11 protein-coding genes are annotated in these 23,030 nt (G+C 60.8%); all 11 read left to right on the forward strand.

All coding sequences use genetic code 11. The annotated features are described in order from the left end of the window. Positions 1 to 62 precede the first annotated feature (62 nt). Genes ABD056_RS04995 through ABD056_RS05045 form a run of 11 tightly spaced genes read left to right on the forward strand, consistent with a single transcriptional unit; the run spans position 63 to position 23,001 of the window. Positions 63 to 7,574: an SDR family NAD(P)-dependent oxidoreductase gene (locus tag ABD056_RS04995; protein ID WP_343865043.1), complete on the forward strand. Its 7,512-nt coding sequence runs from the start codon at positions 63 to 65 to the stop codon at positions 7,572 to 7,574. Then, on the forward strand, positions 7,571 to 8,893 hold the full coding sequence (locus ABD056_RS05000; RefSeq protein ID WP_343864989.1) for an aminotransferase class I/II-fold pyridoxal phosphate-dependent enzyme: 1,323 nt from the start codon (positions 7,571 to 7,573) through the stop codon (positions 8,891 to 8,893). The genes ABD056_RS04995 and ABD056_RS05000 overlap by 4 nt, the downstream gene beginning before the upstream one ends. A gap of 18 nt (positions 8,894 to 8,911) precedes the next feature. Further along, positions 8,912 to 10,324: a mannose-1-phosphate guanylyltransferase/mannose-6-phosphate isomerase gene (locus ABD056_RS05005; protein ID WP_343864991.1), complete on the forward strand. Its 1,413-nt coding sequence runs from the start codon at positions 8,912 to 8,914 to the stop codon at positions 10,322 to 10,324. A gap of 3 nt (positions 10,325 to 10,327) precedes the next feature. Then, positions 10,328 to 11,695, forward strand: a complete 1,368-nt coding sequence (locus tag ABD056_RS05010) for a phosphohexomutase domain-containing protein (protein ID WP_343864993.1) — start codon at positions 10,328 to 10,330, stop codon at positions 11,693 to 11,695. Beyond that, complete coding sequence (locus ABD056_RS05015) at positions 11,692 to 12,795, forward strand: KpsE/RkpR family capsule polysaccharide export protein (RefSeq protein WP_343864995.1); 1,104 nt, start codon at positions 11,692 to 11,694, stop codon at positions 12,793 to 12,795. Before ABD056_RS05010 ends, ABD056_RS05015 begins: the two co-directional genes overlap by 4 nt. Positions 12,796 to 12,800: 5 nt before the next feature. Further along, positions 12,801 to 13,589 carry an ABC transporter permease gene (locus ABD056_RS05020; RefSeq protein WP_343864996.1) on the forward strand — a complete coding sequence of 263 codons (789 nt, stop codon included), beginning with the start codon at positions 12,801 to 12,803 and terminating at the stop codon, positions 13,587 to 13,589. Then, complete coding sequence (locus ABD056_RS05025) at positions 13,586 to 14,239, forward strand: ABC transporter ATP-binding protein (RefSeq protein WP_343864998.1); 654 nt, start codon at positions 13,586 to 13,588, stop codon at positions 14,237 to 14,239. Before ABD056_RS05020 ends, ABD056_RS05025 begins: the two co-directional genes overlap by 4 nt. Next, complete coding sequence (locus ABD056_RS05030; protein WP_343865001.1) at positions 14,236 to 15,486, forward strand: glycosyltransferase family 4 protein; 1,251 nt, start codon at positions 14,236 to 14,238, stop codon at positions 15,484 to 15,486. Before ABD056_RS05025 ends, ABD056_RS05030 begins: the two co-directional genes overlap by 4 nt. Then, complete coding sequence (locus tag ABD056_RS05035; RefSeq protein WP_343865003.1) at positions 15,486 to 17,900, forward strand: FkbM family methyltransferase; 2,415 nt, start codon at positions 15,486 to 15,488, stop codon at positions 17,898 to 17,900. Before ABD056_RS05030 ends, ABD056_RS05035 begins: the two co-directional genes overlap by 1 nt. Before the next feature lie 9 nt (positions 17,901 to 17,909). Then, entirely contained in the window at positions 17,910 to 18,632 is a 723-nt protein-coding gene (locus ABD056_RS05040; protein ID WP_343865005.1) for a DUF4214 domain-containing protein, read from the forward strand. A 19-nt stretch (positions 18,633 to 18,651) separates the two neighbouring features. Then, on the forward strand, positions 18,652 to 23,001 hold the full coding sequence (locus ABD056_RS05045) for a glycosyltransferase (protein ID WP_343865007.1): 4,350 nt from the start codon (positions 18,652 to 18,654) through the stop codon (positions 22,999 to 23,001). Positions 23,002 to 23,030 lie beyond the last annotated feature (29 nt).

Consider the following 23,030-nt stretch of genomic DNA (forward strand, 5'->3'; position numbering starts at 1 on the left):
AAATAAATGGTCTGCCAGATGGCGATCCTGCGTTGGAAACAAATCCGCAGGCTGCGGTAGCCATGCCTTCATCCAATAAAAATAATATAAACGCCATTGCAATAACTGGTATTGCATTCCGTTTTCCTGGTGATCTTGCAGACGATACCAGCCTTTGGGAGGCGCTAAAGCAAAAGAAGGATCTGGTCACTCAGGTGCCCGGTGATCGTTGGGCTAGCAACGAGCTTCAGCACGCAAAACGGTCAGAACCGGGGCGCAGCATCACCTTCTCGGCGGGCGTTCTCTCACGCATCGACGAGTTTGACGCCGGATTCTTTGGCATTTCACCGCGCGAGGCTGCTTGGCTCGACCCGCAGCAACGACTGCTTCTTGAGCTTTCCTGGGAGGCCATGGAGAACGCGGGGGTGCCTCCCTCTAAGCTTTCCGGTACGGATTGCGCCGTGTATGTCGGCATCTCCAGTCTCGACTATGGCACACGTGGGCTCGACGATCTTGCTGCTATGTCGTCGCACTCGATGACCGGCAACACGCTCAGCATTGCGGCCAACCGTCTTTCCTACGTTTTCGATCTGCACGGCCCGTCGCTCGCCGTCGATACCGCCTGCTCCTCTTCTTTGGTCGCGCTGCATCACGCCTGCCGTGTGTTGCAGACTGGAGAGGCGAGCACCGCGCTCGTCGGTGGGGTCAATTTGTTGTTGCACCCCTATCCCTTTGTCGGCTTTACCAAGGCCTCGATGCTGTCCGCCGATGGGCGTTGCAAGGCCTTCGATGCTTCTGGCAATGGTTATGTGCGCGCAGAGGGTGGGGCGGTGCTCCTGCTCAAGCCGCTGGCACAGGCGATGGCCGATGGCGACGATATCAAGGCGGTAATCCTTGCGACGGGTGTCAATGCTGACGGTGCCCGCAAGACGGGTATCACCATTCCCAGCCGAGACGGCCAGGTCGAGCTGATGAGAAACGTCCTGGCGAAAACCAATCTGTCGGCACAGGACATCGATTTTGTCGAGGCGCACGGTACAGGCACCATGGTTGGCGACCCCATCGAAACCGCCGCCATCGGGGCGGTGTATGGCCAAGGGCGCGAAACACCTCTGCCCATCGGCTCGGTCAAAGCCAATCTCGGCCACATGGAAGCTGCCTCCGGCATGGCGGGTTTGGTGAAGGCGATCCTGGCGTTGCAACGCCGCGCACTGCCCCCACAACTCCACCTCGAAACACCTAATCCGCACATCGATTTCGTCGGGCTCAATCTGCAGCCAGTCACCGAATACCGATCGCTGGAAAAAGAAACCTCTCTGGTGGCGGGCGTCAACTCATTCGGCTTTGGCGGTGCAAACGCGCACGTCCTGCTGCGTGAATACCGTCACGATGAGGAAAAGGCGTATACGCCAGAGGCGTTGCCGCCGCTTTTCCTCTCCGCGCGTTCTGACGCGGCGCTGCAAACGTTGGCTTCCCGTCATGCGGAACGGCTGAAGAACAGCTCGCCAACGGACTATTACGACATCGCTCATGCCGCAGCTCATCGGCGCGACCGCTTGGATAAGCGCCTGGCACTGCACGCCAACACGCCAAACGATGCGGCGAAAAAACTGGCTGCTTACGCCCAAGGCAGCGCACCGGACGGCCTGGTACTCGAAGAACAACTGCCCCAATCGGGCGGCGTTGCCTTCGTCTATTCCGGCAATGGTGCCCAGTGGGTCGGCATGGGCCTGCGCCTCATGGCTGAATCGCCTGAATTTGCCGCTGTTCTGGCCGAGCTAGACGCCAACATGCAGCCCATCGCCGGCTTTTCGCTGCTGGCCGAGTTACAGGCCACCGGGGACGCATCCCGTCTCGACGATACGGTTGTCGCCCAGCCTTTGCTGTTTGCCATTCAGGTCGCTATCACGTGCTTGTTGAAATCGCAGGGCATCGAGCCACTGGCAGTGGCGGGCCATAGTGTGGGTGAAGTGGCGGCCGCCTGGGCTTCTGGCGCGCTCGATCTCGACGCAGCCATCCGGGTTATTGTTGCCCGCAGCCGCGCCCAGGGCGAAACGCGCGGCACGGGTCGTATGGCCGCAGTCGGGCTCTCGGTTGAAGCCATGCAAGCTGTCATTGCGGAACTGGGCGATGCGCTCGATATCACGATTGCCGGCATCAATAGCCCGAAGAACCTTACCCTTTCAGGCAGCCTGGCCGATCTGGAACGTGTCCAGTCTCATCTTGCGCCCAAGGGTCTCTTCTTCCGCCTGCTCGACCTCGACTATGCCTTCCACAGCCGCCAGATGGACCCGATCCGAGTGCCGCTGCTCGCTAGCCTCGCCGGGTTGGAACCCCGCGCTGCGGCAGGAACGGCCTTCGTCTCGACAGTCACCGGCAGCGTACTCGACGGCAATCAGCTGGGTGCAGAGTACTGGTGGCGCAATGTGCGCGAGCCCGTCCAATTCTCGGCAGCCGTTGTTACACTCGCCGAGCTTGGCTGCCGCAGCTTCATCGAGATTGGGCCGCATGCCATTCTGCAACGCTACATTGCTGAGAGCCTGCAAGCCACGGGGGTCACAGGGCGGGTACTGCCCACCTTGCGCAAGGAAGCCGATGGTTGGAACCACCTTATCGAGACCGCCTTGCGTGTCCACCTCCTGGCTGAGCAACCGAATTTTGGCGTCTATTTCCCCCAGCCCGGGCGTCGCGTCCAGTTGCCCAACTACCCTTGGCAACGTGAGCGGCATTGGCACCCACGTACCAGCGAGAGCCTTTTGGCCATTGAGCGGCGTCGCGTGCATCCGCTGTTGGGTTGGCGGGTTCCCGAGGCCGCACACGCCTGGGAAAACACACTCGATCCGGCTGTCCTGCCCTGGCTCGTCGACCACCAGGTGGGGGGTGCCATCGTCTTTCCCGGCTCGGCCTATGCCGAGATGGCCCTCGCGGCGGCACGTGAGTGGCTGGGCGGGGAACCGCTGGTGTTCGAAGAGATGGACATCGTTTCACCCATGGTCTTCGATGGCGAGCACGCGCGCACGCTGCGTTTCGATCTCAACGATCGAGACGGTAGTTTCCAGATCAAGAGTCGGCAGCGATTGAGCCATGATGAGTGGACGCTCCATGCCGCCGGGCGGATTTTGCAGCCGGGTGTCGGCTCCCGGAGTGCGCGGATTCCCCCTCTGTCGGCGAACACCGACAGGATAGACAGGGAAGCCCACTACCACCTGGCAGCTACGCTGGGGCTCGATTACGGCCCGACCTTTCAGGGCTTGCACGAGGCCGTTGTCGCCGACAACTGTCTGCAAGCTGTCCTGGAATATCACGCCGACCTGGCTGGAGACGACTACCTCCTCCATCCAGCCTTGCTCGATGTCTGCTACCAGTCGCTGGTCGATTTCTTCCGTGCCGACATCGATGCCGGGCGGGGTGTCGCCTTGTTGCCTGTCAAGACCGGTCGGCTTGAATACCACCGTGCGGGCAAACCCAGCCGATTCCGCGCACGGCTCACACGCCGCAGCGCACGCTCCGTGTTGGCGGACTTCGAACTGTTCGATGCCGAAGATACCCTTCTGGCCAGGGTAAGCGGTTGCCGTTTCCGCGCCGCACTGCTCGCGCATAAGGCGCAGGAAAAAGTCTCACGCTGGCGCATTGACGCCTGGTTGCACCCGCATCCTGCAGAAGGCCTTAAGACCCAACTGCCCTCCACGCAGGCGCTTGTTGAAACCCTTTCGCTGGCCATGGCTGAGCAGGCGGAACCCCGCGGTCGCTGGTTCAAGGAGGCCTTACCCCTGTTCGAGGCGCTTGTCGTCTCCTTCACATTCGAGGCCTTCTGGACGATTGCCCGCGAGGGCGACGATGCCTTGCAAGGGCTGATGACCACGTCCGATCCCTATGCCCGCTGGCTCAGCAGCCTCTTGCGGCAGGAAGGATTGCTCTCCTTCCAAGAAGGGCGTTGGCAACTGGCCGACAGCAGCGATCTGCCTGCCGCCGAGGAAATCTGGCGCACTCTGCAGCGCGAGCACGGCGCCGCGTTGCCGCACCTCGTTCTGCTAGGCCGGGTGGGACGCCAACTGCCGCATCTTCTTCAGAATCCGTCTGAGCGAGATGCCTTAATCAAGGCACTTCGCTGCTCGGCCGTCGCGGAAACGTTATATCAGGACGATCCAGCCTATTCTGGTATGCGACAGGCGGTCGAGCACCTCCTGCACCTTCTGGCAAGCGACTGGCCAGCGCACCGTCGCTTGCGCGTCCTGGAAATCGCCGACGGCCCGAGCGAAGTCCCGCGTGCCTTGCTGGTTGCACTACCCGAAGACCGGCTCGATTATGTTCTTGCCTTGCCCGAAACCGTGGCCGAACGTCAGCAGGCGGAATACGCCTACGAACCCAATCTCGTCATTGCGACGCTGGATATCGCGAATTGGCAGTTGACGACGGATGCTCGCTTGCCGGACAAGTACGATGTCGTGATTCTTCGTCACACCCTGCACCGGGCCGTGAGTCCGAAAGCCGCGCTGATTCAGGTCCGGCGCTGGTTGGCGGCGGGGGCGAGCCTGATGATTGCTGAACGTCACCCGGACTGGAGCGCCGACTTTCTGGCCGGTCTGGAGAAAGATTGGTGGCACGAGGCCACAGGCGACGAAATACCACGATCCTCGCTGGTGCCAGCTGCCGCTTGGGTCGATCTCTTGCGGGCCGAAGGTTTCGAGGACGTACTGGATTATTGCGAACCTGCCGCCGACGGCCTTAACGAAGGCGCCTACCTGCTCCTGGCACGCGCGCCTGCACAGTGGAAGGTCGCCTTGCCTGATCCAAAACCGGCTTCATGGCTATTCCTTGCTGATGCGGCCACCCTGGAGCTGGCGGGTCATCTTGCCGTGCGGCTCGAATCGCAGGGGCAGCAGGTAGCAACGGCGCAATCTCTACCGCAAAGCCTCGATGGTATCGACCACGTCGTGTGCATGCGCGGTTGGGGCGACGCGCCGGAAGCCGCTACGGCATTGCTTAGTGAGGCTCTCAGGAATGTGCAAACCATCGCTGCACATTCTGCAAAACCGCCGCGTCTGTGGTTCGTCACCCGCGGTGGTGCCTTGGCCTCGAGCCTTCCCGCCACAGTCGAACCGAATCCCCAGCAGGCTGCCCTGTGGGGCTTCGCGCGCGTGGTCATGAACGAATACCCGGCGCTGCAAACTACATTAATCGACATGGACTGCCGGGACGGCCTCGACCACTTAGAAAACGAACTGCTTCGCCCTGACGGTGCTTCCGAGATCCTGCTCACCGATACCGGGCGCTATACGCTGGTCATGCAAGAAGCGGCTGAGGATCTGAGCCAATGTGCAGCGCCGGGAGAGCGCTTCCGCCTCGACTTCCACTTGCCTGGACAGCTGCGCAACCTCGTCTGGCTGCCGCAGGAGGAAGCCATGCTGGCTGATGAAGCCGTCGAAGTCGAGGTCAAGGCTACCGGCCTCAATTTCCGCGACGTCATGTATCTCATGGGCCTTCTGCCGGACGAAGCCGTGGAAAAAGGCTTCGCCGGTGCGAGCCTGGGGCTAGAGTTTGCCGGCATTGTCAGCCGGGTTGGGGCGCGCGTGCGCGATTTCAGGCCGGGCGACAAGGTCATGGGTTTTGGCTCAGCCTGTTTTGCAAGCCATGTCGTTACCCGCGCCGAAGCGCTTGCGCGGATGCCGGAAGAGTGGTCGTTCGAATCGGCCGCTACCGTGCCCACCGTGTTCTTCACGGTGTATTACGCTCTCAAGCATCTGGCCGATCTGCAAGCGGGCGAGCGCGTGCTCATCCACGGCGGCGCTGGTGGGGTGGGCATTGCCGCCATCCAGCTGGCCAAGCATCTGGGCGCGGAAGTCTTCGCTACGGCAGGAAGCGAAGAGAAACGGGACTTCGTGCGTTTGCTGGGAGCCGACCACGTATTCGATTCGCGCAGCCTCGCCTTTGCCGACGAGATTCTTGCCGCGACCGATGGCCAAGGTATCGATGTCGTGCTCAATTCACTTGCGGGCGAAGCCATCCGCCGCAATCTTTCCGTGCTCAAGCCCTTTGGTCGCTTCCTGGAGCTTGGCAAGCGTGATTTCTTCGAGAACACGCCGGTTGGCCTACGCCCCTTCAAAGACAACATCAGCTATTTCGGCATTGACGCCGACCAGCTTCTGACCGGTCGACCGCAATTGGCGGCACGCATGTTCCGTGAAGTGATGGCTTTGTTCCGCGAAGGGGCGCTTACGCCCTTGCCCTGCCGGGTTTTCCCGGCCGAGCGCGTGGTCGATGCCTTCCGCACCATGCAGCAAGCTCGACACATCGGCAAGGTAGTCGTCTCGCTTGCCGACGCGCGACCGATCATCCAACGGAAGGCAACGGCGTCAGAACCGCTGCATCTGGCCAAGGACTCGACCTGGATCGTAACGGGCGGCCTTTCGGGCTTCGGTCTGGAATCAGCACGCTGGCTGGCCGCACATGGTGTCGGGCACCTCGTCCTGGTGGGGCGTCGTGGCATGGACACCCCGGGTGCCAAAGAAGCCATTGATGAGTTATTGGCCAAAGACATCGAGGTGCAAGCCGTGGCGTGTGACGTAAGTGACCCTTCGGCAGTCATGCACATGGTCGAGCAAGTGCGCAAGACCTGCCCACCCATCCAGGGCGTGGTTCATGCGGCTGCCGTCTTTGACGATGGTCTCGTACAGAACCTCGACGCCCAACGGATGGAAGCGGCCATCGCACCCAAGCTGCTGGGTGCCTGGAATCTGCATCAGGCCACGCTCGACGTGCCGCTTGAATACTTCGTGCTCTACTCGTCCATCACCACCGCCATCGGCAACCCAGGCCAGGCCAACTATGTTGCCGCCAATGCCGGGCTGGAGGGCCTGGTCGCAATGCGTCGGCAGATGGGCTTGCCCGCTGTTTGCATTGGTTGGGGCCCGATCGGCGATGCGGGCTATCTCGCCCGCAATGAAGCGGTGCGCGACAGCCTGGCGCAGCGTCTTGGCAAACCGCCGCTGCATACCCGGCTGGCGCTAGACGAGCTCGACCATCTACTGCCGCAAAGCCGTTCCGTCATCGTTGCCAATTTCAACTGGAACACTTTGGCTCGCTTGCTGCCATCGAGTGGCAACCAACGTTTTGCGCATCTCAATCGTGATCTCAAGAGCACATCTCTTGCTCCGGACGAGACGGACTTCCGCACCTTGATCGCTGGCAAGAGCCGCGACGAAATCGCCGCGATCATCCAGCAGATGGTGATCCAGGAAATCGCACAAGTCCTCGCCATCAGCGCAGACCGTATTGACCCCACGCGCAGCCTGCATGACCTGGGGCTCGATTCGCTCATGTCGGTCGAGCTGGCGCTTGGTCTCGAACAGCGACTCGGCATACAATTGCCTGTGATGATGCTCAACGAATCGCCCATGGCGGAAAAGGTCACTCAGCGCATCGTCGAAAAACTGCTTGGCGGCGCCGACCAAGATAATGCGGCTACAAATACGGTTGAAGTCGTGGTTCAGGGCATGGCCAAGCAACATGGCGAAGCCGTGACCGCCGAAGCCTTGCAGCAGATCACCCAAGATGTCCGTGCACTACAACAACAAGGGACGAGGTTCACGGCATGACGCAATCGTCCCTCGGCCAGAAGGCCAAGCAACAGATCATCGAGCGCTTCCTCGGCAAAAAAGTCGGCGCTGGCGCAACGGCACACGGTCCGTCCGCTCGTCCGTTGAGCCAAACTCGCGTGCCGGAAGCTTTCACCCGCTTCGACCGCCACCCGGGCTACGAAAGAATGCTAGTGCCCAAGGCGGCGGCGGATCGTCTGGGGCTGCGCAACCCCTTCTTCATCGCCCACGACGGCGTGGCCGGCGCACTCACCCACATCGATGGGCGGGAATTCATCAATTTTTCCAGCTACAACTACCTGGGGCTGGCTGGGCATCCGGCGGTCAACAAGGCTGCCAAGGAGGCCATCGACCGTTATGGCACATCCGCTTCCGCCAGCCGCTTGGTGGCTGGCGAGCGGCCCATCCAGCGTGAGCTGGAAGAGGCGCTGGCCGAACTCTACGGTGTCGAGGACTGCGTCGTCTTCGTGAGTGGCCACGCCACCAATGTCTCGACCATTGCTACCCTATTCGGCCCCAACGATCTCGTCATCCACGACAGCCTCATCCACAACAGCGTGCTCGAAGGCATCAAACTCTCCGGTGCTGCGCGGCGCAGTTTCCCGCACAACAATACCCACGCGCTCGATGCGATCCTTGCTGAAATCCGCCAACAGTTCGAGCGCGTGCTCATCGTCGTCGAAGGCCACTACAGCATGGATGGCGACATTCCCGACCTGCCCGCCCTCATCGACATCAAGCGCCGCCACGGCTGTTTCCTGATGGTGGACGAAGCGCATGCTCTAGGTGTGCTGGGCCACACGGGCAAGGGCAGTCACGAACACTATGGCATCGACGGCAAAGACGTCGATATTTGGATGGGCACACTCTCCAAGACCCTGGCCGGTTGCGGCGGTTATATTGCCGGCGAGCGGGCGCTGGTCGAGCATCTCAAATATGCCGCGCCGGGCTTCGTCTACAGCGTCGGCATCGCCCCGCCAATGGCAGCGGCATCGCTTGCTGCCTTGAGGCTCATGCAGAAAGAGCTGGAGCGGGTCGCGCGCTTGCGCGAACGGGCGCAGCAGTTTCTACAACTTGCGCGCGAAAACGGCATCGACACCGGCTACTCCGAGGGCCATGCAATAATCCCCGCGATCGTCGGCAGTTCGCTCAAGGCGACAAAACTTTCGAATGCGCTGTTCGATCGCGGAATCAACGTGCAGCCCATCGTCTATCCAGCGGTGGAAGAGAAAGCGGCGCGGTTGAGGTTTTTTGTGAGTAGCATCCACAGCGAGACGCACGTCGCGGCAGTCATGGATGCGTTCGCGGATTTGCTCTGATATCAAGGATTCAACATCATGTCTTTGGTACCCGTTATTCTCTGCGGCGGTGCAGGTTCCAGGCTCTGGCCAGTCTCGCGCGAAGCGCATCCCAAACCATTCATTCGCCTTAACGATGGTCAAAGCCTGCTGCAAAAGGCCTTTTTGCGGGCAGCCCAATTGCCTGGTGTGACAGGCGTTCTCACGGTCACCAATCGCGACTTTTTCTTCAAGACCGCAGATGAATTCAGAGAAGTCAATGCCGGCCGCTTGCCCCTTTCCTACTTGCTTGAGCCGATTGGACGTAACACAGCGGCTGCGGTAGCAGCGGCCACGCTCCATGTCGCTGAGTCGAATCCGGATGCCATTCTCCTTGTTCTGCCCGCAGATCATCTGATAGCGGATCAAGCCGCGTTTGCGGCAGCCGTCGCTCAGGCGGTTGACCTTGCAAAAGCTGGTTCGCTGGTCACCTTCGGCATTCAACCCACAGCGCCGGAGACCGGGTATGGCTATATCGAAGCCGATGGTCCCCGCGTCAAGCGCTTCGTTGAAAAGCCGGATCGCCAAACGGCGCAGCACTATCTGCAATCGGGCAATTTCTATTGGAACTCGGGCATGTTCTGCTTTGCCGCGCAAACCATGCTCGACGAAATGGGGGCGTACTGCCCGGTCATTCTCGATCGGGTGCGCGCTAGCCTCGCTCAATCGCACACCGCTCAAGGCGGCGATTTCAGCCAGCGCGAACTCGATGTCGCGAATTTTGCGCTCGTGCCGGAAGATTCCATCGACTACGCCGTCATGGAAAAGACCGCGCGCGCCGCCGTCGTCCCCTGCGACATCGGTTGGAGCGACATCGGTTCATGGACGTCCCTGGGCGATCTCAATGAGGCCGATGCCCGAGGCAATCGTGTCGAAGGCGAGGCGCTGCTCAAGGACACGGAAAACTGCTACATCCGTAGCGAAGAACGACTCATCGGCGCGGTGGGCGTGCGCGACCTCATCATCGTTGACACCCCCGATGCCTTGCTCGTCGCGGCAAAGGATCGTGCCCAGGACGTCAAGCACCTCTATGGCGAACTGAAAGCGCGTGGCCACGAAGCCCATAAGCTTCATCGCACCGTGCACCGCCCCTGGGGGTCGTATACCGTGCTCGAAGAAGGCGACCGCTACAAGATCAAGCGCATCGTCGTCAAGCCCGGTGCCAGCCTTTCCCTGCAAATGCATCATCACCGCAGCGAGCACTGGATCGTCGTAAAAGGCATGGCTAAGGTCGTCAATGGCGAACAGGAAATTTTGGTTGCGACCAACGAATCCACCTACATCCCCGCCGGTCATCGCCACCGCGTCAGTAATCCTGGCGTGCTCGATTTGGTGATGATCGAAGTCCAGAGCGGCGAATACTTGGGCGAAGATGACATCGTCCGTTTCGAAGACGTATACGGCAGGGCGTAACTCATGAACCTGAATTGTTTCAAGGCCTATGATATCCGTGGCCGTGTCCCTGAAGAACTCGATGAAGACATGGCGTGGCGGATTGGGCGTGCCTATGCCGAGGAAATTCAGCCTGGGCTGGTCGTGGTTGGACACGATGCCCGTCTGGAGAGCCCGGCGCTTGCACAGGCCATCATGCGCGGACTCAACGCCGGTGGTGCAGGCATCATCGACATCGGCCTATGCGGTACTGAGGAAGTCTATTTCCACACCTTCCACCGCCAGTCTGAAGGCGTTGGTGGCGGCATCATGATCACTGCCAGCCACAATCCCAAAGGTTACTGCGGCATGAAGCTGGTGCGCGAAGGTGCTCGCCCCATCAGCGGGGATAGTGGCTTGTTTGCCATACGCGACCGTGTCGAGACTCTCTCCGCGCCTGCCAGCGCGCGCGGGGTTGAAGACAGTCTGCACAACATCAAGACAGATACGGACAAATCGGCCTATATCGAACACCTGCTTGGCTACATCGACCTCTCGATACTCAAACCGCTCAAAATCGTGGCCGACCCGGGCAATGGCACAGCCGGCCTCGTCATTCGGCAACTGATGCCCCATCTCCCTTTTGAATTCATCCTCATTCACGACGAACCCGATGGCACCTTCCCCAATGGCGTGCCCAACCCGCTCCTACCCGAAATGCGTACCGCTACATCCCGGGCTGTCATTGAGCATGGCGCCGACTTTGGCATCGCTTGGGATGGCGACTTCGACCGCTGCTTTCTGTTCGACGCACAGGGCCGCTTCATTGAAGGCTACTACCTGGTCGGGCTGCTCGCCGAGACAATATTGGCCAAACACCCTGGCGCCAAAATCATCCATGATCCACGCCTGACCTGGAACACCCTCGACCAAGTACGACAAGCCGGCGGTATTCCCGTGCAATCCAAAACTGGTCACGCCTTCATCAAGGAACGCATGCGCCAGGAAGACGCCGTCTACGGTGGCGAAATGAGCGCGCATCATTACTTCCGCGATTTCGCCTATTGCGATTCCGGCATGATCCCTTGGTTACTCATTGTCGAACTGATCAGCAAAACCGGGAAAACGCTGGCCGAACTTGTAGACGAGCGCATCGCTGCCTACCCGTGCAGCGGGGAAATCAACTATCGTGTAGACGACATACAAGCGGTTATTGAGCGAATCCAAGCCTATTACGCTCCGCAAAGTCCCTTCATCGACCGCACCGATGGCCTGAGCATCGAGTTTCCCGATTGGCGTTTCAATCTGCGCGGTTCCAACACCGAACCCCTACTACGTCTCAACGTGGAAAGCCGGAGAAATGCCGCGCTCGTTTCGGAAAAGGTGCTTGAAATCCAAGGATTATTGTCATGAGCGCCTTGGCTAATATGCTAAAGAACCGTCTTTTTCTGCTAACCACAGTCCTGCCGACACTTCTTGCGATTATCTACTATGGTTTTATTGCGGCGGACATCTACATTTCAGAATCGCGTTTTGTTGTGCGCAGCCCAGAAAAGCAAACCACTTCGCCCCTTGGGCTGCTCCTCAAAGGAACGGGTATCTCCCGTGCTCAGGACGATGCTTTTGTGGTGCAGGACTTCATCCTCTCGCATGATGCCATGACCGCGCTGGACAAGGAATTGAACATCAAGGCGTCCTATTCCAAACCCCACGGTGACTTCTTCAGTCGGTTTCCCGGACTGGATTGGGATGACAGCCTGGAAAACTTCTACCGTTACTACCAGAAAGTCGTCGGCCTCCAGCTCGATGCCACGTCATCCATCGCCACCCTCTCGGTGCGCGCCTTCAGTGCTGAGCAAGCCCAGAAGATCAACCAGCGACTGCTTGAACACGCTGAGAAACTCATCAACCGGCTCAACAAACGGGCGCAGGAGGACATGATCCGCTTCGCCGAAAGTGAAGTGGCCAAGGCCGAAGTCAAGGCCAAGCAAGCCGCACTCGCCCTGGCCGACTACCGCAATCGGAAGAACGTCATCAACCCTGAACAGCAGGCCGCGATCCCGTTGCAACAAATCGCCAAGCTCCAAGACGAACTCATCGCAACACAAGCGCAAATAGCCCAGCTCGAACGCCTTACCCCCAACAACCCACAATTGCCCGTGCTGCGTCAACGGGCTCGGATGCTGGAGGATGAAATCGGCAAATTCAGCGCCGGTGTTGCTGGGGCCGGAGACAAATCCCTTGCCGGCAAGGCTGCTGAATTCCAGCGGCTGGCGCTAGAAAAGGAATTCGCCGACAAAATGCTCGCTTCCGCCATGAGCTCGCTGGAACTTGCGCGCAACGAAGCCCAACGTCAGCAACTCTATCTCGAACGCATTAGCGCGCCGAGTCTGCCCGATGCCGCGATGGAGCCACGGCGGTTGCGGGTCGTATTGGCTGTGTTTGTCTTGGGTCTTGTGGTCTGGGGGGTGTTGACCATGCTCATTGCCGGCATCCGGGAGCATGTAGATTGAGCGTCATGTCCACGGTTTCCTTACGGCATTCGCTTGCCATCCAGAGCCGTGTCATCGCAGCTCTGCTGCTGCGCGAGGTGATTACCCGCTATGGACGGCATGGTCTCGGTGTACTCTGGATCATGCTTGAACCCATGCTTTTCACATTGGGCGTGGCTGCTCTCTGGTATCTGGCGAATCTGCACACACTCTCTGACATCCCCATCATTGCCTTTGCCATTACCGGTTATTCATCGGTACTGATGTGGCGCAATGCGGCAAACCGCTGCACCAAGGCAATTGAGCCGAATCTGGCCTTGATGTACCACCGCAACGTCAAGGTGTTCGACATCCTGCTAGCGCGCATCGTGCTGGAATGGGTCGGGGCGACCGCGTCTCTCATCGTGCTGACGGCATGCTTTGCCTTCATCGGTGCCATGCGCTGGCCACAGGACATTGTGCCTGTGATTGGAGGCTGGCTGCTGCTCGCCTGGTTCTCCCTCGGTCTGGGGCTCATCGTGGGGGCCATCTCCGAGCGGTCGGAGACTTTCGAACGCATTTGGCATGTCATGACCTACCTGATGTTTCCCTTGTCGGGCGCCGTTTACATGGTGCACTGGCTACCCAAGGCCGCCCAGGATGCCGTATTGTGGCTCCCCATGGTGCATGGCGTTGAAATGTTGCGCCATGGTTATTTCGGCGAGATCGTGCCGACATACGAGAACCCAGGTTATTTTGCCATTGCCAATCTCCTTCTCACGCTGATCGGCTTAGCCTTGGTGCGCGACATGGAAGGAAGGGTGCAGCCGGAATGATCCAGTTGCTCGGCATCACCAAGGTCTATCCCACCCGCAGCGGACTCCATACCGTACTGGATGGCGTCGATCTCACCATCAAGCCAGGCGACAAAATCGGCATCCTCGGCCGCAACGGTGCGGGTAAATCCACGCTAATTCGCATCCTTTCCGGAGCTGAAAGACCTACCCAAGGCTGCATTGATCGCGGTATGAGCATCTCCTGGCCGCTCGCATTCGGCGGTGCGTTCCAAGGCAGCCTCACCGGGCTGGATAATTTAAAGTTCATCTGCCGGGTGTACGGAGTGGATTACCGTGACAAGATCGACTACGTGCAGGATTTCGCTGAATTGGGAAAGTTTTTTCGTGAGCCGGTCAAAAGCTATTCATCAGGCATGCGGTCGAGGCTGGCCTTCGCCATTTCTATGGCGGTCGAATTTGACTGTTTTTTAATCGATGAAGTCATCTCGGTGGGCGATGCTCGATTTCATGCCAAATGTCAGACCGAGTTGTTTGAGAAACGCAAGGATCGCGCCTTTGTTATGGTGTCGCACGAGGCGCACAACATTCGCGAACACTGCGATCGCGCCGGTGTGCTGCACGCAGGCAAGATGCACATGTTCGACGACATCGATATGGCCTACGCCTTCTATCAGGAAGTAACGACATGATCTGGTCGGCGATCGAGCGGCATGCGTATGCTTATACATCCCCGCATTGGCTCGAAGCCTGGCAGGTACAGCGCTTGAGGCGCGAGCTCGCGAAGTGCTCGTTCCGCGCCACAACTTCCCCGCGGCGCGTGTATGTTGACGTTTCTGTTATCAGTAGACACGATGCCGGAACCGGCATCCAGCGCGTCGTTCGTGCAGTCGCCTCGCACTTGTTGACTGATCCGCAGCCCGGTTGGGTTATTCATGCTGTTGGCGCTAATCGCAAGTATCCTTATCACCTCATCCAGTGGCCTACCCCCAAGGCTCCTGCCCCTCATATGCCCATCGAGGGCAGGCCCGGAGACGTGTTCATCGGGCTGGATTTTGCTCTCGACACCATACGCTTTCACCGGCGGCAGCTCATAGAATTCAAACGCCGGGGTGGAAAGCTGTGGTTCATGATCTACGACCTTCTGCCGGTTAGAAACCCGGCTTGGTTTAGCGACAAAAACGTTGTCCGCTATCGCAAATGGCTCGGCGTGCTGGCCGCGATGGCAGACGGTTTTTATTGCATTTCGCCTTACACGGAAGCAGAGCTACGCGAGGAGCTGGCGCAACGCTACGGCCTAGAGAGTGGATTTCGTACTTGCGTCTTGCCTATGGGCTGGGACCTGGCGAGCAGCCGACCAAGTACCGGACTGCCGGCTGAATTCGACTCGCTTTTGCAACGCCTCGCCCGGCGCCCCACCGCTCTCATGGTCGGTACCATCGAACCCCGCAAGGGCCATGCCGACGTATTGGCGGCATTCGACATCCTATGGCGGCAGGGACGTGGCTACAACCTCGTCATCGTGGGACGGGCGGGGTGGAAAACTGAAATTCTGCAGTTGGCCTTACGCAGCCACCCGCGGCATGGCAAGCACCTCTTCTGGCTGGACGACGCGAGCGATGAGGCGTTGGCGATGCTCTATGCTGCGTGCAATGGCGTGATCGTAGCCTCCCTCGCCGAAGGCTTCGGGCTCCCGCTCATTGAAGCCTTAGGCTATGGCAAGCCCGTGCTGGCCCGGGACATTCCCGTGTTCCGTCTTCATGAGGATAAAGGTGTGCGCTACTTCGACGCCGGGTGCGAACCGTCGACCCTAGCGCACACCATCGATGACTGGCTCGGAACGGCCCAGGGAAGGATGCCAATATCGTTTTTAGACATTCCCACTTGGGCGGATACGGCCCGATCCATTCTTTCCTCGCTGGCCGCGGAGAACACCTGATGGGTATCATCTCCTATGCGCAGAATTTCGAGGACGTCATCCTCTGGCGCGCCGTCGGTGACATCCCAGATGGTTGTTACATCGACATCGGTGCCTGGCACCCCGTCATCGACTCTGTCAGCAAGGCGTTCTACGAGCACGGATGGCGTGGCATTCATGTCGAACCCGCGACCGAGTACGTTAATCTCCTGCGCGCCGATCGCCCAGACGAAACGGTGATCCAAGCGGTGGTTTCCGATCGTCCGGGCATCATTCAGTTTTACGAGATTCCAGACAGTGGTTTGTCCACGGCACGCAAGGACATCGCGCTGGAACATCAGGCAAAACTGGGCTACGAAGTCGTGGAAACCCCGGTCACCGCCATTACCCTTGATTCGCTGCTTGCGCTTGCGCCTTCCGACGATATCCATTGGCTCAAGATCGACGTCGAAGGCTTCGAACGCGAAGTACTCTCCGGATGGCGCGAATCGCCGCGCCGTCCATGGATCATCGTTGTCGAGGCAACCTATCCCAACACTCAGAGTGATACCTATGCCGACTGGGAACCCTTGATTCTCGACAAGAACTACCGTCTGGTATATCGCGACGGTCTCAATCGTTTCTATTTGCATGAACAACACCCCGAGCTCGGAGAGCGGTTCATCTATCCGCCAAATGTTTTCGATGGGTTTCAGTTGAGCGGCACCGGAACCTCCATGACGAGTTGGCTGGTGCACAACCATCAGCAGGTGGTAGCTCAACTGGAAACCAAACTGGCCGCTGCGGAAAGTAAATTCCGCGATGCCGAGAAAACAGCCAATGAAATGCGGTTCCAGGCCACTAAGCAAGAGGCTGCTCTGAGGGAAGAGTTGAACGCCCTTCGTCTGGCGCTGGAGCGCACCAGGGAAGAAGCCACTGAGCGCGAACAGTCGCTGCGCGCCGAATCCGCGCAGGCGCTGGCCGAAACCCAGCGGGAAGCCCAGGCGCAACTACGTGGCCTGCTGGAGCGTGAACAGGAGCTGGCCGAACACCTGCTGGAACAGCAGAAGCAATCCCATCAGGCGACGCTCGAGCAGGCGCGAGCCCATGCTGAGCGGGAGGCAGCGCTGGAGGAAGAGTTGAAGGCGCTGCGTGCGGCGCTGGAACGTGCGCGCGATGAGGCGGCTGAACGCGAACGCGAGCTTCAAATGCATGCGCAACAGGCGGTTGACCGAACCCGCCGAGAAATCGAGTCGCATCTCAAGCAGTGGGCCGCACGAGAGAGGGAATTTGCCGAGGAATTGGCGCGGTTGCACGCACAGGCAAGCCAGGCGCGCGAAGCGGCTGAAAGAGCCCATGCCGTGCGCGAAGCCGCGCTCGAGGAGGAATTGAAGACGTTGCGTGAGGCACTGGAGCGCGCCAGGGAAGAAGCCGCCGAGCGCGAGCGGTCGCTGCGCGCCGAATCCGAGCAGGCGCTGGCCGAAGCCCAGCGGGAGGCCCAGGCGCAACTACGGGGCCTGCTGGAGCGTGAGCAAGAGCTGGCCGAACACCTGTTGGAACAGCAGAGGCAATCCCAGCAGGCGGCGATCGAGCAGACACGAGCCCATGTTGAGCGGGAGGCAGCGCTGGAGGAAGAGTTGAAGGCGCTGCGTGCGGCGCTGGAACGTGCGCGCGATGAGGCGGCTGAACGCGAACGCGAGCTTCAAATGCATGCGCAACAGGCGGTTGACCGAACCCGCCGAGAAATCGAGTCGCATCTCAAGCAGTGGGCCGCACGAGAGAGGGAATTTGCCGAGGAATTGGCGCGGTTGCACGCACAGGCAAGCCAGGCGCGCGAAGCGGCTGAAAGAGCCCATGCCGTGCGCGAAGCCGCGTTCGAGGAGGAATTGAAGACGTTGCGCGAGGCACTGGAGCGCGCCAGGGAAGAAGCCACAGCGCGCGAACAGACGCTGCGTGAGGCTTCCGAGTGTGCGCTTGACAATGTGCGCCGTGAGGCTCAGGCGACGTTACAGGCCCTGCTCGAACGAGAACACGAACTGCAAGCCCGCTTGCTCGCCGAGCAACAAACACGCCACTCCATCGAACTGCGATTGGCGGAGAAAACGCATTTGCTCAACATGGCCATCGAGCAGAAAACCCGCCTCGATGCGGAACTGGCGTTCCATACCGAGCAGTCCCGGAAACTAGCGGATGAACTCGCGCGGATACACCAAAGCTACGCATGGCGGCTCACCTTGCCCTTGCGGCGCCTGGGCGCTTGGCTAGCTCCGCGGCATCGGCGCGATGCCTCAACACCAGACAGCGCGTTGCTGGTTGGTGATGGTTTTCCCGCACCCCGGGCGAAGGTGTGGCCCGGTGACGACGCGACGCCGAAAACAGGCCCCCTACCCGTACCTGCTGAACCCGAGAAGGAACAGCAGCAAATTGGCACACCTGCAATGAACGACGAGAGGTAGTAACACAACATGAGCGATATCCAGATCCTGGACGACTTGCTGCAACGGCACGGCAGCGACTTCATTCATGCCGCCTACTTCGCTATCCTGGGCCGCGCACCGGACCCCGAAGGCCTGCGATACTATCTGGGCCGTCTCAGCGCCGGCTACGGCAAGCGCAGCATCGTGGCGCAAATCGCCCGCTCGCCCGAGCGCCTGCAGCGTAGCAGATATCTTTTATCCATCCCTGACGATGCGGCCTTCGTGACGGCTGCCTACCACGCCCTGCTCGGACGAGCGCCGGATCCGGACGGTTTTCAGCACTACACGGACTTTTTGCGGCAAGGCGGCGACCGCCGCACGATGCTCGACGACGTCGCCGCCTCGCCCGAAGCCCAGGCGCGCGCACCCAAGCAAGCCCGGTTCGAAGCGGAACTTGCCGCGCTGGTTGAAGAAGAGAAAAAGGCCTGCCACTGGTTCTGGCGCTGGTTCGCGCGGGGCGAGCGGCTGGAGCGCCAACTCCACCGGCTGGAGACGGAACTCGGGCGGCTGGCGCAAGCCACCGCCGCGACGTGTGCCGATATAAAAGCCCGTTTGCTGCACCTGGAGGCACGTTTGGAGCAAAGCCTGTCCCCGGAAGCGTCGGTGACTGCAGACGGCCCTAGCCCAAGTGTGCCACCGCAACACCTGGCTTCGCTTTCCCCCAATGCGCAGCGGATATATCGATACTTGCTGGCCGCTGCAAACCGATAAGAACACAGGGAGTGCAGTGATGCGCATCGTAATAGATTTGCAAGGCGCTCAGGGAGCGAGCCGTGATCGTGGCATCGGGCGCTATTCCCTTCAGTTTGCTCAAGCCCTTGCACGCAAGGACAAGGGGCATGAAATCTTTATCGCTCTGAACGCAGCCTTTGCCGACACCATCGAGCCCATCCGCGCCGCCTTCGAAGGCCTCTTACCGCAGGAGCGGATCGTGGTGTGGGAAGCCCCTGGCCCCGTGGCTGGTATGGATCCAGCCAACACCCAGCGCCGGCACGCCGCCGAGCGCGTGCGCGAAGCCTTCCTCGCTTCCCTGCGGTCGGACTGGGTCGTGGTCACCAGCCTGTTTGAGAGTCATGCTTTCAGTGACGATGCCGTCACCAGCATCGGCCAGCACACGCGGCTGCCCACGGCGGTGGTGCTCTATGACTTGATTCCGCTCATTTACCGCGATATCTATCTCCGCGATCCGGTCGCCGAGCGCTGGTATCTGGAAAAGATCGACCACCTGCGCCGCGCAACCCTGTTGCTGTCCATTTCCGAGTCGTCCGGAGACGAGGCGGTCGATCACCTGGGTTTCGATCCCGCCGCGGTGGTGCCTATCGGGACCGCCTGCGACGCGCGCTTCCGGTCTATCCGGCTGTCGGACGCGCAGCAGGCACACCTTCGTGCGGCCTACGGGATCAAGCGTCCGTTTGTCATGTACACGGGAGGCGTCGACCATCGCAAGAACATCGAAGGCCTGATCCGCGCCTATGCCGCCCTGCCTCGGACGATCCGCAGCACCCACCAACTGGCGGTGGTGTGTGCGGTCCAGCCTCCGGAGCGCGAACGGCTACTGCGCTTGGCGCGCGAGGCCAGGCTGGATGAGGATGAGCTGGTGCTGACGGGTTTCGTTCCGGACGAGGATCTCCTCGCCCTCTACAACGCCTGCACCCTGTTCGTGTTTCCTTCCTGGCACGAGGGCTTCGGCCTGCCCGCGCTGGAGGCCATGCGCTGCGGCAAGGCGGTGCTGGCGGCCAATACTTCGAGCCTCCCCGAGGTGGTGGGACGGAAAGACGCGCTGTTCGACCCCTTCGATGAGCGCGCGATGGCGGCGTTAATCCAGCGTGCGCTCTCGGACGACGCTTTCCGGCACGACCTCGAACGCCATGGCCTAAAGCAAAGCCAGCGCTTCAGTTGGGACGAAACCGCGCGGCGGGCGCTGGCCGCCCTGGAAGCTGCGGCACGGCCGGCTTTCACCTTGCCTGCTCCCGGGCCGGGCCGTCACCGCTTGAGGCTCGCTTACGTCTCGCCGCTGCCGCCCGAGAAGAGCGGCATTGCCGACTACAGCGCCGAACTGCTCCCCGAACTCACCCGCTGGTATGAGGTGGAGGTCATCGTTGCCCAGCCCGAGGTGACCGATGCTTACATCCGCGCTAACTGCCTCATCCGCACCGTGGCTGAATTCCGCGCCCGCGCAGCAAGCTATGACCGGGTGCTCTATCACTTCGGCAATTCCACGTTCCACGAACACATGTTCGCGTTGCTGGAAGAGATTCCGGGCGTTGTGGTGCTGCACGACTTTTTCCTCTCCGGCATCCAGGCGCACCGGGAGGTGCACGGCCAGACGCTCCATGCCTGGGCACGGGCGTTGCTGGACAGCCACGGCTACCGCGCGGTTCGCGAGCGCTTCACCGCGCCCGACACGGCGGAGGTCGTCTGGCGCTATCCGGCCAACCTTCCTGTTTTACAGGGGGCGCTGGGCGTCATCGTGCACAGCGAATTTTCGGGGGCGCTCGCTCGCCAGTGGTACGGCGACGCCGCCGCAACGGACTGGACGGTCATCCCCCATCTGCGCGCCCCGGCGTCGGCCGCAGGCCGCGAGGCGGCGCGCCGGGCGCTGGGGCTGGCGGCGGACGACTTGCTGGTCTGTTCCTTTGGCCTGCTGGGGCCGCATAAGCTCAACCACCGCTTGCTCGAGGCGTGGTTGGCCTCGCCGCTTGCGGCCGACCCCAAGGCGCATCTGGTCTTTGTCGGCGAGAACCACGGCGGCGACTACGGCCAGAATCTCGTGCGCCGCATCCGCGAAAGCGCAGCTCCCGAGCGCATCCGCATCACCGGCTGGGCCGATGCCGAGACTTTCCGCCGGTATCTGGCCGCCGCCGACATCGGCGTGCAACTGCGCACCCTCTCCCGCGGTGAGACCTCCGGCACGGTGCTGGACTGCATGAATTATGGCCTTCCCACCATCATCGTCAATGCCCACGGCAGCATGGCCGACCTGGATCCGCAAGGCGTGTGGATGCTGCCGGATGAATTTTCCGACGACGCGCTGATCGAGGCACTCACGACGCTTGCCCGCGATGCCGACAAGCGCTGCGCTTTGGGCGCGCGGGCACAGGAAATCATCCGCACACTCCATGCGCCGCGCCGCTGTGCCGAGCAGTACTTTCAGGCCATCGAAGGGTTTTACCAGTGCGCCCAGGCGGGCTTGCCAGGCCTCTTGACCGGTTTGGCGCACCAGCCGCTGCCCGAGGAGGAGTGGCCGCGGCTGGCGGCAAGCCTCGCGCGCAACTTTCCGCCCACACCGCGACGGCGGCAGTTGCTGGTGGATGTTTCGGAGTTGGTCCAGCGCGACGGCAAAAGCGGTATTCAGCGCGTGGTGCGCGCCATCCTGCGGGAGTGGTTAGACAACCCGCCTGGAGGCTTTCAGGTGGAGCCGGTGTACGCCACAGTGGATGCGCCGGGCTATCGCTACGCGCGGCGCTGGACCTGCCGTTTTCTGGGCATCCCGGACGATTGGACCGAGGATGCCCCGGCCGAAGCCTGGGCCGGCGATGTCTTCGTCGGGCTGGATTTGCAACCCCTCGTCGTTCCGGCCCAGCAGGCCTTTTTGCATCGCTGGCGCGACCGCGGCGTGAAGGTGTGGTTTGTGGTTTATGACCTGTTACCTGTCCTTTTGCCGGAATGTTTCCCAGAGTCAGCCGCGGAGACCCACCGGCGCTGGCTGGAGACCATCAGCGATTTCGATGGCGTGGCGTGCATCTCCCGTGCAGTCGCGGATGAGATGGCCGACTGGCTGGCGGCCTTTGGGCCGAAGCGCGAGCGGCCCATTGCCATCGCTTGGTTCCATCTGGGCGCAGATGTGCAACATTCCGTGCCGACCACCGGAGTGCCTGCGGATGCCGGGCAGGTGCTCGCCACGTTGCGCAGCCGACCGAGTTTCCTGATGGTAGGCACTGTTGAGCCGCGTAAAGGGCATGCCCAGACGCTCGAGGCGTTTGAGCAACTCTGGACTGAAGGCGTCGACGTCAATCTTGTCATCGTGGGCAAACAGGGCTGGATGGTCGAAGCGCTCGTGGACAAACTTCGCATGCATCCCGAGCGCGGCAAGCGCCTGTTCTGGCTGGAAGGCATTAGCGACGAATACTTGGAGAAGGTCTATGCCGTCTCGACTTGCCTCATCGCCGCCAGCGAAAGCGAAGGCTTCGGCCTGCCCTTGATCGAGGCAGCCCAGCACAAACTCCCCCTCATCGCGCGGGACATTCCGGTGTTTCGCGAGGTGGCAGGCGAACATGCCTTCTATTTCGTAGACGACAAGAATCCCGCCGTGATCGCCGAAGCTGTTCGCACCTGGCTCGACCTGCACCGAGCAGGCAGAGCGCCGTCATCCCAAGCGATGCCCTGGCTGACCTGGAAGCAAAGTGCCCAGCGCTTGCTCGACATTGCGCTTGGGCAGGTCGCACCGTATCGGAGCTGGCTGCCCGACGGTGTGATGCGCTATTGGGGCAACGACCCGCGCCTGCATACCCAGGTGGGCGAACGGGCCGGACGCGGAATGCGGACGACTGGGCGAGCCGGCTTCCTGGTGTTCGGTCCCTATGTACCCTTGTCGGCAGGGCGCTACCGCTTGGCGGTGCATGGCACTGCGGCCAGGTGCACGGGCGATGAGTGGGTGGATGTCGTGTGCGATCAGGGTGGGCGGCGTCTCCTGCATCAGGGGTTGAACGACATGGGTGGGGGCAAATGGCAATTCGAGCGGTTGTTCGCGCTGGAATCGTCGGTCAGCGACCTTGAATTCCGGCTGTGGGTCGATGAGGGGAGCGATTTGACGTTAGATGGAATTGTTCTAGAGAAGGTGGAAGCATCCGCCCTGGTCACGGACGACGCAGCGCAAAAGACCGGCGATGCGGCCAACGGCGATGACCATGGAGTAGATACTGTCCTGTCAGATGCAGGAGAAGATGCCCTGGCCCTCGCCGACTGTGACGTGCCACCGAAGCAGGTGTTTCCCGCAAAAAATGACTGGTCTGTAGCCACGAAAACGATGCCAAAGAAAGCGAAGTGGAAATCGAAGGGGAAATCGAAGCGCCGTCGATAACAGCGCTGTTTTTTACACAATCAACAGGA

The organism is Caenispirillum bisanense (assembly GCF_039523075.1).
GTDB classification, from domain to species: Bacteria; Pseudomonadota; Alphaproteobacteria; order Rhodospirillales; family Rhodospirillaceae; genus Caenispirillum; species Caenispirillum bisanense.

Excerpts from the sequence above, each read along its gene's own strand:
- ABD056_RS05025 (WP_343864998.1), top strand. The coding sequence starts at position 13,586 with ATGATCCAGTTGCTCGGCATCACCAAGGTCTATCCCACCCGCAGCGGA.
- ABD056_RS05040 (WP_343865005.1), top strand. The coding sequence starts at position 17,910 with ATGAGCGATATCCAGATCCTGGACGACTTGCTGCAACGGCACGGCAGC.
- ABD056_RS05045 (WP_343865007.1), top strand. The coding sequence starts at position 18,652 with ATGCGCATCGTAATAGATTTGCAAGGCGCTCAGGGAGCGAGCCGTGAT.
- ABD056_RS05030 (WP_343865001.1), top strand. The coding sequence starts at position 14,236 with ATGATCTGGTCGGCGATCGAGCGGCATGCGTATGCTTATACATCCCCG.
- ABD056_RS05000 (WP_343864989.1), top strand. The coding sequence starts at position 7,571 with ATGACGCAATCGTCCCTCGGCCAGAAGGCCAAGCAACAGATCATCGAG.
- ABD056_RS05005 (WP_343864991.1), top strand. The coding sequence starts at position 8,912 with ATGTCTTTGGTACCCGTTATTCTCTGCGGCGGTGCAGGTTCCAGGCTC.
- ABD056_RS05015 (WP_343864995.1), top strand. The coding sequence starts at position 11,692 with ATGAGCGCCTTGGCTAATATGCTAAAGAACCGTCTTTTTCTGCTAACC.
- ABD056_RS04995 (WP_343865043.1), top strand. The coding sequence starts at position 63 with ATGCCTTCATCCAATAAAAATAATATAAACGCCATTGCAATAACTGGT.
- ABD056_RS05020 (WP_343864996.1), top strand. The coding sequence starts at position 12,801 with ATGTCCACGGTTTCCTTACGGCATTCGCTTGCCATCCAGAGCCGTGTC.
- ABD056_RS05035 (WP_343865003.1), top strand. The coding sequence starts at position 15,486 with ATGGGTATCATCTCCTATGCGCAGAATTTCGAGGACGTCATCCTCTGG.
- ABD056_RS05010 (WP_343864993.1), top strand. The coding sequence starts at position 10,328 with ATGAACCTGAATTGTTTCAAGGCCTATGATATCCGTGGCCGTGTCCCT.